Here is a 16,760-nt window from a genome sequence, read left to right as displayed (position 1 = left end):
GGGCGGCTTGCCCATGCAACATCCCTGCATGACCTGCGGCGCCTGCTGCACTCAATACCGCGTGGCCTTCCACTGGATGGAATCGGACGAGGTCACTCCCGGTGGCGTCCCCCACCAGCTGACCGAGGTGCTCGATCCGCACCGGCTATGCATGCGCGGCACCCACTCCAAGCCGGTGCGCTGCGTGGCGCTGGATGCGCAGATCGGCGTGTACTCACGGTGCACCATCCACCCCAACCGGCCCAGCGTGTGCCGCGAGGTGGATGCGTCGTGGGAATACGGCAAGGCCAGCCCGCAGTGCGACAAGGCCCGTATCGCCTATGGGCTGGATCCGTTGACCCTGGCCGACTGGCGCTGGCGCGACGAAGCGGGCAACGACGACGACCATCCGGACGACAACGGCAACAGCCCGTCTTCGCCGCCGCAGGCGCCGATCGCGGCGTAGTGATGGTGCCGGCCACTGGCCGGCAACTTCATGAACCCGGCGCGCATTGCGCGCTTGCCGGCCAGCGGCCGGCACTACCGGGATCCGATCAGATCGGGTTGGCGTCCAGGAACGCCCGGATCTCCGGCACCAGCACGTCGTGCTTGTCTTCCAGCACGTAATGCCCGGCATCCTCGAAGGCGTGCACCTGGGCCTTCGGCAGCGCGGCCTGGAAACCCTTCAGGAAGTGGTGGTCGAACACGAAGTCGCGCAGGCCCCAGCCGAGGAAGGCCGGGCGGTCGGCGAACGACGGCAGCGCCTTGCCGGCCCGTTCCAGCAGCGACCAGGCCTTGTCGGCCGGCGACAGCGGAATGTCCTGCATGAAGCGGATGGTGCTGATGCGGTTGGCGTAGTTGTTGTACGGCGACACGTAGGCGCGGCGCACATCGGCCGGCATCTTCCGCTCCACGCCCAGCCACGAGGCACCGGACGAGAACGCGTTGAAGGTGCGGATGATCCACTCGCCGATCTTCCAGTGGCGGCCCAGCGCGATCTGCCACGGCATCTTCTTCGCCGCCGGCATCGGGAACGCGGCCGTGTTGAGCACCACCAGGCGCTTCACCTGGTCATGGTGCGACAGCGCCCAGCCGAAGCCGATCATGCCGCCCCAGTCGTGCACGGCCAGCGTCACCGGACCGGTGATGCCCAAGTGCTTCAGCAACGCGTCCAGATCATCCACGCGCGACTGCAGCGTGTACTCGTAGCGGCTGTCATCGGGCTTGTCCGACAGGCCCATGCCGATGTGGTCCGGCACGATGCAGCGGTACGTGTCCGACAGTCCGGACACCAGCGTGCGCCAGTAATAGCTCCACGACGGGTTGCCGTGCACCATCACCACCACCTCGCCATCGCTCGGACCTTCGTCGAGATAGTTCATCGACAGGCCAGGGCGGACCTCGAAACGCTGCGGGTGGGCGGGGTAACCGGGAAGCTGGGACATCGGATCGCACCTGTAGAAAGGGCCGGTAGAACCGGCCCTTGGACACTTGGAAAAATCATCGCTGCGCGTCGCGGGCGGTTGGCTGGTGGGTGCGGACGGCGCCCGCCAGGCAATCGCGCAGCAGGTCAGCGGTGACTTTTTTACCAGACCACTTCAGCCATCGAGCAGTTCAGGCCCGAGCCGATGCCCAGAAGCGCGATGCGATCGCCCTTCTTCAGCTTGCCCAGCTGCTTGAGCTTGCTCAGCACGATCGGCACCGAGGCCGGGCCGATGTTGCCGTGCTCGCCGAAGATGGTCATGACCTTCTTCGGGTCGATGCCGAAGTTCTTGATGAACGCAGCGGTATGCGGCTGGCTGACCTGGTGGATCACGAACTGGTCCAGCTCTTCCACGGCCCAGCCCAAGGCGATCTTGGCGGCGGTGAAGGTCTTCTGGGCCAGCTTGATGCCTTCGATCAGCAGCAGGCGGGTATCGGTGACCATGCGGTCCAGGTTGCCCAGGCACAGCTGGTTCCACTCGGTGGCCGAGCGGGTCACGCCGCCCTTGTAGCGCGGTGCATCCGGCACCAGCTCCGAGCGCGCCATCACCATCGCGGCGGCACCCGAACCGGTGGTCAGGGCGGCCAGTTCGTTGCGGAAGTCGTCGGCGGTGACGTCCGGGGCGGTCATCCGCTCCAGGGTCTTCTCGTACACCAGGTTGGCGGTCTCGCCGTCCACCACCAGCGCGTAGTCGATGTCACCGCGCTCGATCATGCGCGCCGCGATATCCATGCCGTTGATGAAGGCCAGGCAGGCATTGGCGACGTCGAAGGTCATGCACTCGTCGCTGACGCCGAGGTTGCCGGAGACGATCGACGCAGTGGACGGCTCCAGGTAGTCGCGGCTGACCGAGGTGTTGACCAGCAGGCCCACCTGCGTCGCATTGATGCCTGCGTCTTCCAGCGCCTTGCGGCCGGCCATGGTGGCGGCGTCGGAGGCCAGCACGCCGTTGTCCCACAGGCGGCGGGCATGGATGCCGGCGATATCGCCGAGCACGTCGGTGCGGATACCAAGGCGATCCAGCGTCGGCTGCAGCCGCTCGTTGATTTCCTTGGTCGTCAGCGTATGCGGCGCATCAACGTGTGCCAGGCCGGCGATCGAGACATTCTTGAAGAGCATCGAGGTTAGCGCCAAGGCTCAGGCAAAAGGGGGCGCTATTCTATAACTCCCGGGGCCTTCACCGCATCTTTACGAATTCAGGCTTGGCCGTATGGTGAAGCATTCAGCGCGGCGGGCACTGGAATGCGGCGAAGCGCTGGCTGCCCTCGGCCGGTGCGGCAGCGGCCTGCACGGCATTGGCACCGGCGCTCGGGGCCTCGTTGCGGGCCAGGGTTTCCAGCTCTTCCTGCACGCGCAGCGGGTTGCGGTTGTAGAAACCGACCTTGCTCTTCACCGTGACCACCACCTCGCCCTTGGCGATGCAACCGGCCGGAACCGGGCCTGCCGGCAGCACGCGGGTCGTCTTGCCCGCCGGTTCGATCGGCACCCAGGTACAGGCGGTGACGGTGAGCAGCAGGGAGGAAAGCAGCAGAACGCGCATGGGCAGATCCTGGAAGGGTATGGGGGGATTCTGCCTGAACAGCCTGAATCGGGGGTAGCCCGTGGGCGGGGTCAGATCCCTCGCAGGGGGCTCTGACCCCTTCAGAAGTTGCCGGCCAGCGGCCGGCACTACCAAGGGGAGCCGGCCCGCCACATGGCGGGCCGGGTCTTGCCTTATTTCATTTCTTGACCGGATTGCCTTCGGCGTCGATCACCGTCACCTCACCCAGATTCAGCGCACGCACCGCCGCTTCAGTCTGCTTGAGGTCACCCACCACCACCCAGGTCAGCGCCTGCGGCTTGATCTCGGCGGCGGCCTGCTGCACCTGTGCCGGGGTCATCGACTCGATCTCGGCCTTGCGACGCAGCACGTAGTCGTCCGGGCGCTTGAACTGCACGATCGAACCGATGGTCGAAGCCACCGCGCTGGCGGTCTCGTAGGCCCCAGGCAGGCTCAGGGTCTGGATGTTGCGGATGCGGTTGACCTCGGCGGCGGTGGCCGGCTTGCTGCCATCGGCGAACGCGGCAATTTCCTTGCGCATTTCCGCCATCGCCGGGCCGGTCTTGTCGATCTGCACCGGCGCGCTGGCCATCCACGGGCGCTGGCCCACCGAGTTGATCGCGCTGCTGCGCGCACCGTACGACCAGTGCTTGTCCTCACGCAGGTTCATGTTCAGGCGCGAGGTGAAGTCGCCGCCGATCACGCCGTTGGCGATGTCGAAGCGGGTCGAGCTGGTGGCGCTGGACGGCGCCACCACCTGGCCGGCGAACAGGTTGGCCTGCACCGCGCCCGGCTGGTCGATCAGGAACACGCGCGGGCCCTTCGGCAATGCGACGTCGGTGGCCGCCTTCACCTGCGGGGCGTCGCCGGCAGCCTTCCAGTCGCCCAGCTGCTTGTCCAGCAGCGGCACGATCTCGGCCAGGGTGGTGTCACCGACCACGATCAGGGTGCCGTTCTGCGGACGCAGCCAATCGTGGTGGAAGTCGACCAGGTCTTCGCGGGTCAGGCCGTTGATCGCCGCCTCGTCACCGCTGCCGGTAAACGGAATGGCATACGGGTGGCCCTTGCCGTACAGCAGCGGCGGCAGCACGCGCATCGCCACCGCACCCGGGTTGACCTTCTCCTGCTGGATGCCGGCGATCCAGGTCGCCTTGACCCGGTCGATCTCGCCCTGCTCGAAGCGCGGCTCACGCAGCAGGTCGCGGTACAGTGCCAGCGACGGCGCCAGGTTTTCCTTCAGTGCCGACAGGTCCACGCTCATCGAGTCCAAGCCGGCCGAGGCATCCAGGCTGGCACCCAGCGCATCGGCAGCATCGGCGAAGGCCAGCGAGCCGAGCTTGCCGGCGCCTTCGGTCATCAGGCTCATGGTGAAGTTGGCGGTGCCCGGCTTGCGGCCCTGGTCGGCGCTGAAGCCGCCCGGGAACTGGTAGCTGAACTGCACCACCGGAATCTCATGGCGTTCGGCCAGGATCACCTGGGTGCCATTCTTCAGCGTGGCGCGCTGCAGGGCCGGGAACTTCAGCTGCGGGAACTCGCGGGTCTGCGGCACGCCGGCCTTGCGGTCCACCTGTTCGGGCAGGGTGCTGTACTTCGGGTCCACCGCCGGCACGTTGAACGGCTTCGGTGCCTGGCTTGGTTCCTCCTTCAGTGCCACGCGCTCACCCGGTGCGATCACCAGGGTATGGCTGCCCTTGTCCAGCCACTGTGCGCCCAGGCGGCTGAGATCGGCGGCACTGGCCTTGTCGATGTTGGCCAGCGAGGTGCGGAAGCAGCCCGGGTCGCCGGTGAACACCGCGCACTCGGCCAGCGCATCGGCCTTGCCGCCAAAGCCGCCGATGCGCTCGATGCCACGGATGAAGCCGGCGCGGGCGCCGGTCTTGGCGCGCTCCAGCTCGGCCGCGGTCGGGCCCTGCTTGATCAGGCGGTCCAGTTCCTCGTCGATGATCTTCTCGACCTTGGCCGGATCCTGGCCCTGCTTCACGGTCGCCACGATCACGAAGTTGGAGCCCAGCTGCGAGGCCGACAGGCCCGAACCGATGCTGTCCACCAGCTTGTCCTGGTGCTGCAGGCGCTGGCTCAGGCGCGAGGACTTGGCACCGCCCAACACCTCGGCGAACAACTGCAGCTGGTCGATGTCGGCGGTGCCGACCTGCGGCACGTTCCAGGCGCGGTAGATGCGCGCCTGCGGCACCTTGTCGGTCATCGTCTCGCGGGTATCGGCGCTGCGCTTGGCCACGTTCACTGCCGGCTGCGCCATGCTCGGGCCGGCCGGGATGCTGCCGAAGTACTTGGCAGCCTTTTCCTTGGCGGTGGCCAGGTCGATGTCACCGGCCAGCACCAGCACCGCGTTGTTCGGGCCGTACCAGGTGCGGAACCAGGTCTTCACGTCGTCCAGCGAAGCGGCGTTGAGATCGTTCATCGAACCGATCACACCGTGGTGGTACGGGTGGCCGACCGGGTACAGCGCCTTGTTGAGCTGATCCCAGGCCTGGCCATAAGGCTGGTTCTCGCCCTGGCGCTTCTCGTTCTGCACCACGCCACGCTGCTCGTCCAGCGCGGCCTGGTCGATCGCACCGACCAGGTGGCCCATGCGGTCCGACTCCATCCACAGCGCCATGTCCAGCGCGGTGGTCGGCACGTTCTCGAAGTAGTTGGTGCGGTCGGTGTTGGTAGTGCCGTTCTGGCCGGTGGCACCCACCTGCTTGAAGGGCTCGAAGTACTCACCGTCGTGGTTTTCGCTGCTCTGGAACATCAAATGTTCGAACAGGTGCGCGAAGCCGGTGCGGCCGGCCGGCTCGTCCTTGCTACCCACGTGGTACCAGACATTGACCGCGACGATCGGCGCCTTGCGATCGGTATGCACGATCACGCGCAGGCCGTTGGGCAGTGTGAACTGCTCAAACGGAATATCGACCTTGGCCGGTGCCGCCGGCTTGGCGGCCAGTGCAGAGGTTGGGGCGAGCGTGCCCAAGGCAGTGCTGAGGGCGACGGCCAGCAATGCAGCGCGCGGGCGAAGGGCGAGAGACATATCCAGATCCTTGGTCACATAGGTGAACCCCGATCCTAGCCTGCGCAGGCAACGGCAGGAATCGGTCGCCAGTCACTGGGGGTGTTTGCCCCTGTGCACCATCCGCGGCCCCTCACGGCCGAGTTCTGGGCGGTCACATGCACCGGCAGCCATCGTCCGGACAGTGTCCGCAGCACATGGAATGGACAGGTGTCCGCCCACCGGACACTTTTTGGCCGACAAAAATCCTTTTAAATCAATGATTAAAAGTTGGCACGGGGATTGCTTGGTACTTCCTGCGCCAAGAAGGGCTTCAGACAAAAGCTGACTGAAGACTGAACAAATGCAGGAAATGGAAAATTTTCCTTGCATGCCCAGAATTGGTGTACTACCTTACTACCACACCACTGCCCACCAACACTAAACAGGCCCCGTCATGAACGCCAAGACCATTGCCATCGCCATCGCCCTGATCGCCGGCACCGCGGTTGTTTCGTCGGTGCAGGCCTCCGAATCCATCAAGACCCTGTCCACCGTGCAGGTTCGTCCGGCCGCCGACCAGCTGGCCCAGCAGGCCTGGGAACAGGCCAGCGGCATCCCGACCCTGGCCACGGTGGAAGTTCGCCCGAGCAGCGACCAGCTGGCCGAGCGCAACGGCTACCTCGCCGCCCCGGTTGCTGCCGCGATGCCGATCACCACCCTGGCCTCGGTGGAAGTTCGCCCGAGCCTGGAGCAGCGTGTCGCCCTGGTCGCCGAGCAGGAAGCCCAGCGCTACGCCGCCACCCTGGCTGCCGCCGCCACCAGCGTCGCCAACCAGGTCATCACCAACCTGCCGGCCCTGCAGGTTCGCCCGAGCGCCGCCGACCTGCAGGCCCTGGCCACCGAAACCGCCCAGGTCCTGCTGCGCCCGTAACCGGTGCCGCCCTGCCCCATGCAGGGCGTGCGCCGTAAAGGCGGTGGTCGTCGCAGGTACACTGCGCCGATGAATGCCGCGCCCCAGTTCCATGTGATCCTGTTCCAACCGGAAATCCCGCCCAACACGGGCAATGTGATCCGGCTCTGTGCCAACACCGGCGCGCAGCTGCACCTGGTCGAGCCACTCGGCTTCGCACTGGAAGACAAGCAGCTCAAGCGCGCCGGCCTGGACTACCACGAGTACTCACGCCTGCAGGTGCATCCCGACCTGGACACGGCGCTGGCGCGTATCGCACCCAAACGATTGTTCGCACTCAGTACCCGGGCCAGCATCCGCTATGACAGCGTGGCGTTCGAAGATGGCGATGCCTTCCTGTTCGGCCCGGAAAGCCGCGGCCTGCCGCAGGACGTGCTTGATGCATTGCCCGATGGCCGCCGCCTGCGCCTGCCGATGCGGCCGGACAACCGCAGCCTCAATCTTTCCAACACCGTTGCGGTGGTGATGTACGAGGCGTGGCGCCAGCACGGGTTTGCCGGCGGGGCGTAAACCGCCTCAGGTAAGTGTGAACCGATCCTGGTGGTTGCGGACCTTGGTCCGCACAGATGTTCCGTCGCACGCTGAAGGAATGTGCCAACCAAGGTTGGCACCCACCGGAAACAGGTTTCAGAACGCGTTGATGCCGGTCAGCTCACGCCCAATCACCAGCTGGTGCACGGTCTCGGTGCCTTCATAGGTGATCACCGATTCCAGGTTCAGCGCATGCCGGATCGCTACATGCTCGGTGGTGATGCCGGCCCCGCCCAGCAGATCGCGACATTCGCGGGCGATGTCGATGGCCATGCGGCAGTTGTTCCACTTGGCCAGGCTGACCTGCTGCGGCTGCAGCTGGCCGGCTTCCTTCAGGCGCCCGAGCTGCAACGCCAGCAGCTGCGCCATGGTGATGCGGCGGGCCATCTCGGCCAGCTTGATCTGTGCGCTCTGGGTCGCGGCCAGCGGGCGGCCGAACAACACGCGCTCCTTGGCATAGCCCAGCGCTTCATCCAGACAGGCAATGGCCGAACCGATCGGGCCCCAGCTGATGCCGAAACGGGCCTGGGTCAGGCAACCCAGCGGCCCCTTCAGGCCCTTCACGTTGGGCAGGCGGTGGCTGTCGGGCACGCGCACGTCGTCGAAGAACAGCGCACCGGTCAGCGACGCACGCAGGCTCATCTTGTGCTTGATCTCCTGCGTGGTGAACCCCGGCATGCCCTTTTCCAGCACGAAGCCCTGGATGCCGTCCTCGGTCTGCGCCCAGACGATGGCCAGGTCGGCCACCGGGCCGCTGGTGATCCACATCTTGCTGCCGTTGATGCGCCAGTCGTCGCCATCGCGCACGGCGCGGGTCTTCATGCTGGCCGGATCGGAGCCGCCGTGCGCTTCGGTCAGGCCGAAGCAGCCGATCAGCTCGCCGCGCGCCATCGCCGGCAGCCATTGCCGGCGCTGTTCCTCGCTGCCGTAGGCGTAGATCGGGTACATGCACAGCGAGCTCTGCACCGATACGAAGCTGCGCAGGCCGGAATCGCCGCGTTCCAGTTCCTGGCAGATCAGGCCGTAGCTGACCGCGCCGAGGTCGCCGCCGCCGTATTCGGCCGGAAGGGTGGCACCGAGCAGGCCCAGCGCGGCGATCTCCGGCACCAGCTCTGAAGGGAAGCGTGCCTGGTCGAAGGCATCGCCGATGATCGGCAGCACGCGCTCGTTGGTGAAGCGGGCGACGCTCTCCTGGACCGCGCGCTCTTCCTCGCTGAGCAGGGAACGGACATCGAACAGGTCGTACGGATCCAAAGCCATGGCACTCACACGCAGTCAGGACCCGACCATTGTCGGTCATCCGGGCGGAGTTGGTGTGCGGGTAGAGGCCGACCTTGGTCGGCGCTGGTGTTTCCGCTCACGCCAACCAAGGTTGGCACCTACCAGACCACGCGCATTACGCTGCATTGCAGCAATCCGGATGTGAACATCGGCGATCTAGCTCGATCACGCGCGGCCCGGTACCCTGACACATTCAAACAACCGTTTCGCTCGTGGCTGCACGCGCGATTCCCAGGCAACCGCCGGTGGCCCCGATGCCGGCACTACCCACGAGTCATGCAATCGATGAGCGCTGAAGCCAACGCCCTGCCCCCGCGTGAAGTAATGGAGTTCGACGTGGTGATCGTCGGCGCCGGCCCCGCCGGCCTGGCCACCGCGATCCGCCTGCGCCAGCGCGCGATCGAAGCCGGTCGCGAGCTGTCGGTGTGCGTACTGGAAAAGGGCTCCGAGCCGGGCGCGCACGTGCTGTCCGGTGCGGTGATGGACCCGCGCGCGCTGACCGAACTGTTCCCGGACTGGGCCGAGCGCGGCGCACCGCTGAAGCAGAAGGTCACCCGCGACGAATTCCTGTTCCTCAGCGAAACCGGCGCACGCAGCACGCCCAATGCGCTGCTGCCGGAGTGCTTCCACAATGAAGGCAACTACATCATCAGCCTGGGTGAAGTGACCCGCTGGCTGGCGCAGCAGGCCGAGGCGCTGGAAGTAGCGATCTTCCCCGGCTTCGCTGCCGCCGAGGTGCTGTACGGCGACGACGGCGCAGTCATCGGCGTGGCCACAGGCGACATGGGCATCGAGAAGGACGGCACGCGCGGCCCCGCCTTCGAACGCGGCATGGCCCTGCAGGCGAAGTACACCGTGTTCGCCGAAGGCGCGCGCGGTCATCTCGGCCGCCAGCTGATCAGCCGTTTCAAGCTGGATGACGGCAAGGACCCGCAGGCCTACGGCATCGGCATCAAGGAGCTGTGGCAGATCGACCCAGCCAAGCATGAGCCGGGCCTGGTCGTGCACGCCGCCGGCTGGCCACTGGACAGCGACACCTACGGCGGTGCCTTCCTGTACCACGCAGACGGCGGCAAGGTCGCCATCGGCTACGTGGTCGGCCTGGACTACAAGAACCCGTGGCTGAGCCCGTTCGAAGAGTTCCAGCGCTTCAAGACCCACCCGTCCATCCGCAAGCATCTGGAAGGCGGCACCCGCATCGGCTACGGCGCGCGCGCGATCACCGCCGGCGGCCTGATGTCGCTGCCGAAGACGGTGTTCCCGGGCGGTGCGCTGGTCGGCTGCGAGGCCGGCTACCTCAACGTCAGCCGCATCAAGGGCAGCCATGCCGCGATCAAGACCGGCATGCTGTGCGCCGATGCCGCATTCGATGCGCTGGCCGCCGATCGCCAGCACGACGAACTGAGCGCCTACCCACAGGCCTTCGAAGCCAGCTGGCTGCATGACGAGCTGAAGCTGTCGAAGAACTTCAAGCAGTGGTTCAAGAAGGGCCAGACCGTGGCCACGCTGATGACCGGCATCGAGCAGTGGCTGCTGCCGAAGCTGGGCGTGCGCAACCCGCCGTGGACCCTGCGCCACAGCATCCCGGACCACGCCTGCCTGGAGCCGGCATCCAAGCACACCCGCATCGCCTACCCGAAGCCGGATGGCGTGCTGACCTTCGATCGCCTCAGCTCGGTGTTCCTGAGCAGCACCAACCATGCCGAAGACCAGCCCAGCCACCTGACACTGAAGGATGCGAGCATCCCGGTGAAGGTGAACTTGGCCGAGTACGCCGGCCCGGAAGCGCGTTACTGCCCGGCAGGCGTGTACGAGTTCGTCGGCGACGGTAACGACGCGCGCCTGCAGATCAATGCGCAGAACTGCGTGCACTGCAAGACCTGCGACATCAAGGACCCCACCCAGAACATCGTCTGGGTGACCCCGCAGGGCGGCGGCGGCCCGAACTACTCGGGCATGTGATCGCCACGGGCTGCGACTGCGTGTCGCAGCCCACCTGCCCCGTTGCATCGCTATCCTGCCCGCCCATGCGCGCTGCCTGCCTGCTCATTGCCGTCGTCGTGGCCCTTGCGGCCACGGCCTGCCAGCGCCCGCCGTCAGCACCCGCCACGCCCGAACAGGCGCGCCAGCAAGCCATGCAGCGCGCGTTTGAACTGTGTGCGGGCTGCCACACCGTGCAGCCCGGCGGCATCCATCGCTTCGGGCCGAACCTGCATGGAGTGATCGGCCGCCGTGCCGGCAGCCTGCCCGATTACGGCTACTCCGACGGCATGCGCCGCGCCGACATCACCTGGAGCGCGCAGACCCTGGATGCCTTCCTGCAGTCGCCCACCCACGTGGTGCCGGGTACGCGCATGTACAACGCCTTCCCCAGTGCCGAACGCCGTGCGCTGGTGATCGCATACCTGCAGCAGCAGTCGACTCAGTGAGCCAGGCGCTGCAGTTGCTGCTGCAGCCGCGCCACGAATTCCGCCACGCTTGCGAACACCGCGGTCGGATCAGTCTCGGCCGCATCCTGCAGGCGCTCCACCAGCGTATTGGCCTGCCCGGCCAGCACCGTCGCGCCTATTGCGCCCAGGCCACCGGCCTGCCGGTGCAGGTGCAGCGCGGCCGCCTCGCGATCTCCGGCCTGCAGCGCGCGCTGCACGGCGGCAAGATCGCCTTCGCTGGCCTGCAGCAGGCTGTCGCGCAGCTGGATTGCCACCGCGCGTGAGCCGAAGCGCTGCTGCAACGTGGACAGATCCGGCAGCGCCATGCCGTCGTCGGCAACCACCTCCGTCACCGGTTCGGCGAACGACTGGCCCTGTGCCTGCGGCAACCAACGCAGCAGCGCCGCGCGCAATGTGGCCAGTGACAACGGCTTGGCCAGCACTTCGTCCATGCCGGCCTCGCGGCAACGGCGCGCATCGTCGTCCAACACACTGGCGGTCAGCGCCAGCACGGTCAGGCGCGGCTGGCCATTGCGGCCCTCGCGCTCGCGCAGCAGCCGGGTGAAGCCGAAGCCATCGAGCACCGGCATCCGGCAATCGGTGATCACCAGGTCGAAGCTTTCCGACAACAGCCGATCCAGCCCCTGCTGGCCATCACCGACCATCACGTGCGGCACGCCCAGCTGCTGCAGGCGCCAGGCCATCATCGCCTGGTTGGTCGGGTGGTCCTCGATCACCAGCACCCGCGCCTGGCGCAGCGCCTGCGGCAGCAGCGAAGCCTGTTCCTGCTCAGCCACCAGCGCTTCGACATCACCGCTGCCGGCCTCCACCAGCGACAACCGCACTTCGGCACGAGTGCCTTCGCCCAGCGTGCTGTGCAGGGTCAGTTCGCCGTCCATCATCTGCACCAGGCGCTGGCTGATGCTCAGGCCAAGACCGGTGCCACCATGGTCGCGCTGGATGTAGGCACCGGCCTGGGTGAACGGCGCGAACAGATGCTGCAGCTGCTCCGGCGCGATGCCCATGCCGGTGTCGGTCACGCTCAGGCACAACGGCTGGCTGCCATCCTCCGCGGTAGGCCCCAGCACCTCCAGCTGCAGCCGCACTTCGCCGCGCGCCGTGAACTTGATGGCGTTGCTGAGCAGGTTGAACACGATCTGGCGCAGGCGCACGCCATCCACTTCGTGTGCCGGTGCCAGCTGTGGATCGATCTCCACCAGCAACGCCAACCCACGTGCACTGGCCTGCGCCGACAACAACCGGCACACGCTTTCCAGCAGCGGCCGCAGCGGTTGCGGCACCGGTTCCAGGCGCAGCGCACCGGCCTCCAGCCGCGAATAATCGAGGATGTCATCCAGGATCTGCCGCAGCATCTGCGCCGAATCCTCGATCACGCCGAGGATGCGCTGCTGCTCGGCATCCAGCGGCGAATGCGCCAGCACTTCCAGCATGCCCAGCACGCCACTCATAGGAGTACGGATCTCATGGCTCATCGTGGCCAGGAAACGTGACTTCGCTTCCGCCGCCTGCTCGGCCTCGGCTTTGGCCGCGGTCAGGGCCTCGGCCTGCGCACGTGCCTCGCTGACGTCCACCCAATAGCCACTCCAGGTCACCGCCCCTGCTTCTGCCGCATAGGGATGGGCCTGGCTGCGTACCCAGCGCGCGCCGCCCGCATCGGCACGCAGGCGGAACTCGAGGATCAATGGCGCGAACTGGCGTGCGGCCTGTTCGACCGCCTGCAGGATGCGTTCGCGATCCTCCTCCTCGATGCGTTCCAGCAGCAGTTTCGCGTCCTGCTCGGCCTGCTGCCGGGTAATGCCGAACAACGCCTGCAGGTCACCGGCAATGAACGGAAAACCGAGAGTGCCATCGGCATCGCGCCGTGCCTGGTAGACCACGGCGGGAAGGTTGTCGGTGACCTCGGCCAGGCGCTGCTCCAGATGACGCCGCCCGGCCACCTCGCGACGCAGGCGCCAGTACCCGATGCCATGTACCAGCAGCGCGGTCAGCAGCACCAGCAGCAGCGGCACCCCCCAGCGCAGCGCGTCCCTCCAGTCGATGCCATTGCGATACTCCACGGCCAGCCAGTCGCCCCGCAACGCCTCGTGCTTGCGCGGCGTCATCTGCAGCAGCAGGCGGTCGAAGGTGGTCGCCAGGGCGGCATGGCGGCGTTCCACGGCGAGCACCAGCTGGTCGTTGAAGCCCGCAGGGGCGGCCACCTGCAGGCGCCCCGGGAAGCTGCTGCGCAGCAGGTGATCGACCAGTGCCAGGTTGCCCACGTAGGCATCGGCTTCGCCAGCGGCAAGGCGCTGCAGCGCCTGCTCGGTACTGCGCGCGGCGATGATCCGCGCGCTGGGGGCCTGCTGCAGCACGTAGCCACGTATGCGCTCGGGATCGGACAGCAGTACGCGCTTGCCCTGCAGGTCCGACAGGCCCAGCAGCGCCGGGCTGTCGACGCGGCTGACGATCACGTTCGGTACGCTGATGAAGGGCTGGCTGAACACCCAGTCCGGCCCCAGATAGCGTGAATCGGCGGGAATGCCCATTACTGCCTGCAGCTCGCCGCGGCGCGCCTTCTCGCGCACCTCATACCAGTCGTGGCTGTTCTCCGGCTGAAGATTGGCACCGGCCTGCAGCAGCCGTCGCAGATACTCGCCGGCCAGGCCACTGGGCTTGCCTTCCTTGTCGGCGAACGACAACGGCGCCGCGTTCGGCGCGAAGCCGATCTTCAGCGGCTGCTCCAGCACCCGCTTCTCGGCCTGGCTCAGCGCCAGCCGTGCCGATGCCGACCACTGCGGCAACGGCAGCCAGCGCTGCACCAACGCGTCGCGCTGGGCCTGGCTGGTCGCGGCCAGGGCCAGGTCCAGTGCTTCGGCCAGCGGCTGCTTGCTGTTGGGAACGCCGAAGTGCAGGCGCTCGGGAGGCAGGTCACTGGGCCGCAGCAGCACCACACCCTGCAGACGCTGGCTGGCGATCAGCTCGGTGGCGACATAGGCATTGCCGATATAGACATCGGCTTTGTCGTCTCTGACCATCTGCAGCGCCGCAATCGAGCTGTTTGCGACAAGCTGCCGGGCGCGCGGGAAACGCGCGCGTACCTGCGGGCCGGTCAGGAAATCCTGCTCGATCACTACCCGCAGCCCATCCAGGTCGGGATTGTCGGAGGCACGCAGGTCGCCCGGGCGTCCGACCAAGGCCAGCGGCGCCTCGCCATAGGCGGCGGTGTAGACCATGCAGCGGGTACGGTCGGCACTGAGACCGACATTCATCACCACGTCGATTTCGCCACGGCACGCCGCATCCAGCACGGAAGTCCAATCTGGATAACGACGGGCTTCGACCTTCACACCCAGCTGACGGGCAAGAAGCGACAGATAATCCGGCCCCAGCCCGATCTGCCGACCATCACGGAGGGACTCGAACGGCGGCCAGCCGCTGTCATACTGGCCCACGACGATGCTTGGATGCGCGGCCAGGTACTCGCGCTGCAGGGGAGTGAGCGGCAGCGGTCCTGGCACGGCCTGTGCCGGTGCGGCAGGCAGCACCAGCACGGCCAGCAGCAGGACCAGCCCGCGAACAGCCCAGCTACGCATCGGCGTCGATCTCCTAGAATCCTGCCAGGAACCGCGATGGTCGCGGTCCGGCGTGCCCGGTGGCCATACTAGAGCATGAGCTTGCGCATCATCATCGCAGACGACCACCCGGTGGTCCGTATCGGTACCCGCGCCGTCATCGAGTCGAGCGGGGTGGGCCGCGTGGTCGGCGAGGCGGACAGCGCGCAGGCGCTGATGACCCTGCTGGGCAGCCAGCCCTGTGACCTGCTGGTCACCGACTACTCCATGCCGGGCAGCCCACAGGCCGACGGCTTCGCCATGATCGGCATGATCCGCCGCCGCCATCCCGACCTGCCGGTACTCATGCTCAGCGTCTCCAACAACCTGGCGATCCTGCGCATGGTGCTCGACAGCGGTGTGCTCGGCCTGGTCGACAAGAGCTCGTCGATGGACGAACTGCCGCAGGCCATCCAGGCGGTCTATCGCGGCCAGCCCTATATCAGCCGCAGCCTGCGCGAGCGGGTCGAGGCGGCGGGCAGCTGGCGCATGCGCGAGGGCGACGGCAAGCCACTGTCGCCGCGCGAGGTGGAGGTGCTGCGGCTGCTTGGCACTGGCATGACGGTGAAGGAGATCTCGCTGCAGCTGCACAAGAGCGTCAGCACCATCAGCCGGCAGAAGGGTGACGCCATGCTCAAACTGGGTCTGAAGGGCGACGCCGAGCTGTTCGACTACCTGCGCGATGGCAATATCTGAGATGCCGTTCACATAAGAGGGCGCGGCGTGCTGCCCTCTTTGATGCGTCGCGATTCTGTGCAAAGATTGCCGGGCATGGGTTCTCAATGCGAGGTCGAAGGAATCGACCGGCTCATGTCCTCGCTCCTGTCCCCGGTGGATGGGGTGCGGTTTCCTGCCGGCCGTCTGGCCAGGCAACGCTGACCATGGAGAGGCGCATGCATCACCCCCCAAAACCACGTTGGACCCTGCCATTGCCGCCCCTGCGCGCATTCGCGGCGTGCCTGCTCGTCTCTCTTTCCGCTGCCGCCTGCAGCGCCGCCGACCCGGCCCCCTCGTCCTCCCAGCCCGGCGCGCACGCGCAGGCTGCCAATGCGCCCCGACAGGATGTTGCCCCGATGCAGAACACTTCCCCCGATACCGCCGTCACCCCGCCAGATGCGCCGACCGTGATGTATTTCACCTACCAGCAGGACGGCGATGGCGCGACCTCCTATGAGGTCCAGAACGGCAGCGTGGCGACCTTCTGGTTCGGCCATCAGTTCACGCTCGACGGCACCACCTACTACACCGGTTTCTCGTGGGATACCCGCGAGCACTACGGCAAGCCCGGCGAGCAGCAACCGGCCGGCCCGGATGACCGCGCCAACCTGGCCGAGGCCACCTTCGTGCTGGCCGGCGGCGATGCGAAGAAGCCGTGGAAGTTCCGTGGCCAGGAGTGGACCATCGGCGCGCTCGGCGCCTACGACAAGGCCGACGACATCGACACCCGGCGCAAGCCGCTCGAACATCGCACGGCCGATGGCCGCCTGCTGCTGGCGGTGCCGACCAGCAGTTTCGACCGCGGCATCAGCGGCAGCGGCTATGCCCTGCTGCTGTTCAACCCGAAGCGCAGCGAAGACGACGTGGACAGCAAGGTCTGGCGCTATGTCGGTTCGGTACGCACCGGCGAAGACAACAGCGCCGCCTGCGACGACGGCAACGTGATGCCGTGCACCGACAGCGATGGCGAACTGGCCTTCATTGCCGACGGCAACGGCCTGCCGCAGCTGACCGTGAGCTTCAAGGGCACCACCATCGATAGCCCGGGCAAGACCCGCGCACTGGGTGTCGGCGACGCCGTGCACTACCGCTTCGACAGCGTGACCCAGAAGTACCTGGCGCGCTGATTCCCACCCGCACACGCGGGTTACCTGTTGACCGACATGTTCTTGACTCACGGATGAGTCCGGTTGGCGATTCGCGGCTTCCGCCGCTCCATCAACCCCGAGG

The 16,760-nt window shown here is 66.8% G+C and carries 13 protein-coding genes; 7 read left to right on the top strand and 6 right to left on the bottom strand.

All coding sequences use genetic code 11. The features are described 5' to 3' along the window. Positions 1–13: 13 nt before the first annotated feature. Positions 14–445 carry a YkgJ family cysteine cluster protein gene (locus tag AC13GA_RS15785; protein WP_046985344.1) on the top strand — a complete coding sequence of 144 codons (432 nt, stop codon included), beginning with the start codon at positions 14–16 and terminating at the stop codon, positions 443–445. Between the two features lie 88 nt (positions 446–533). Here the strand turns inward: AC13GA_RS15785 and AC13GA_RS15780 are convergent, their stop codons facing one another. The 4 genes from AC13GA_RS15780 to AC13GA_RS15765 all read right to left on the bottom strand — a co-directional run bounded on the left by AC13GA_RS15780 (position 534) and on the right by AC13GA_RS15765 (position 6,030). Beyond that, positions 534–1,424: an alpha/beta fold hydrolase gene (locus AC13GA_RS15780; RefSeq protein WP_136638494.1), complete on the bottom strand. Its 891-nt coding sequence runs from the start codon at positions 1,422–1,424 to the stop codon at positions 534–536. Between the two features lie 140 nt (positions 1,425–1,564). Next, a complete protein-coding gene (locus AC13GA_RS15775; RefSeq protein WP_004135358.1) occupies positions 1,565–2,581 on the bottom strand; it encodes a 3-oxoacyl-ACP synthase III in 1,017 nt (338 codons plus the stop codon). 103 nt (positions 2,582–2,684) lie between these two features. Continuing rightward, positions 2,685–3,002: a DUF4156 domain-containing protein gene (locus AC13GA_RS15770; RefSeq protein WP_046985346.1), complete on the bottom strand. Its 318-nt coding sequence runs from the start codon at positions 3,000–3,002 to the stop codon at positions 2,685–2,687. Positions 3,003–3,180: 178 nt separating this feature from the next. Continuing rightward, positions 3,181–6,030 (bottom strand): M16 family metallopeptidase, encoded by a 2,850-nt coding sequence (locus AC13GA_RS15765; protein WP_046985347.1) that lies wholly within the window; start codon positions 6,028–6,030, stop codon positions 3,181–3,183. A 415-nt stretch (positions 6,031–6,445) separates the two neighbouring features. Here AC13GA_RS15765 and AC13GA_RS15760 point away from each other — a divergent pair, with 415 nt between their 5' ends. Then, entirely contained in the window at positions 6,446–6,922 is a 477-nt protein-coding gene (locus AC13GA_RS15760) for an XAC0231 family protein (protein WP_046985348.1), read from the top strand. Between the two features lie 69 nt (positions 6,923–6,991). Next, positions 6,992–7,471, top strand: coding sequence for a tRNA (cytidine(34)-2'-O)-methyltransferase (locus tag AC13GA_RS15755; protein ID WP_482998505.1), 480 nt, complete (start codon positions 6,992–6,994; stop codon positions 7,469–7,471). 117 nt (positions 7,472–7,588) lie between these two features. Here AC13GA_RS15755 and AC13GA_RS15750 read toward each other — a convergent pair whose 3' ends face one another. Next, entirely contained in the window at positions 7,589–8,752 is a 1,164-nt protein-coding gene (locus AC13GA_RS15750) for an acyl-CoA dehydrogenase family protein (protein ID WP_136638492.1), read from the bottom strand. A gap of 306 nt (positions 8,753–9,058) precedes the next feature. Here AC13GA_RS15750 and AC13GA_RS15745 point away from each other — a divergent pair, with 306 nt between their 5' ends. Beyond that, complete coding sequence (locus AC13GA_RS15745) at positions 9,059–10,735, top strand: electron transfer flavoprotein-ubiquinone oxidoreductase (RefSeq protein WP_482998504.1); 1,677 nt, start codon at positions 9,059–9,061, stop codon at positions 10,733–10,735. A 65-nt stretch (positions 10,736–10,800) separates the two neighbouring features. Next, complete coding sequence (locus AC13GA_RS15740) at positions 10,801–11,202, top strand: c-type cytochrome (protein ID WP_136638491.1); 402 nt, start codon at positions 10,801–10,803, stop codon at positions 11,200–11,202. On the opposite strand, the gene AC13GA_RS15735 is transcribed toward AC13GA_RS15740, so the two are convergent. Beyond that, positions 11,196–14,795, bottom strand: coding sequence for an ATP-binding protein (locus AC13GA_RS15735; protein ID WP_482998503.1), 3,600 nt, complete (start codon positions 14,793–14,795; stop codon positions 11,196–11,198). The genes AC13GA_RS15740 and AC13GA_RS15735 overlap by 7 nt on opposite strands. Before the next feature lie 75 nt (positions 14,796–14,870). On the opposite strand from AC13GA_RS15735, the gene AC13GA_RS15730 reads away from it, so the two are divergent. Then, on the top strand, positions 14,871–15,509 hold the full coding sequence (locus tag AC13GA_RS15730; protein WP_046985354.1) for a response regulator: 639 nt from the start codon (positions 14,871–14,873) through the stop codon (positions 15,507–15,509). Between the two features lie 377 nt (positions 15,510–15,886). Next, positions 15,887–16,657 carry a hypothetical protein gene (locus tag AC13GA_RS15725; RefSeq protein WP_295378597.1) on the top strand — a complete coding sequence of 257 codons (771 nt, stop codon included), beginning with the start codon at positions 15,887–15,889 and terminating at the stop codon, positions 16,655–16,657. Positions 16,658–16,760: the final 103 nt, after the last annotated feature.

Source organism: Stenotrophomonas sp. 22DLJC03, from assembly GCF_056861405.1.
Note: the sequence above shows the minus strand (reverse complement) of the source record. Positions and strands in the feature narration are given on the sequence as shown.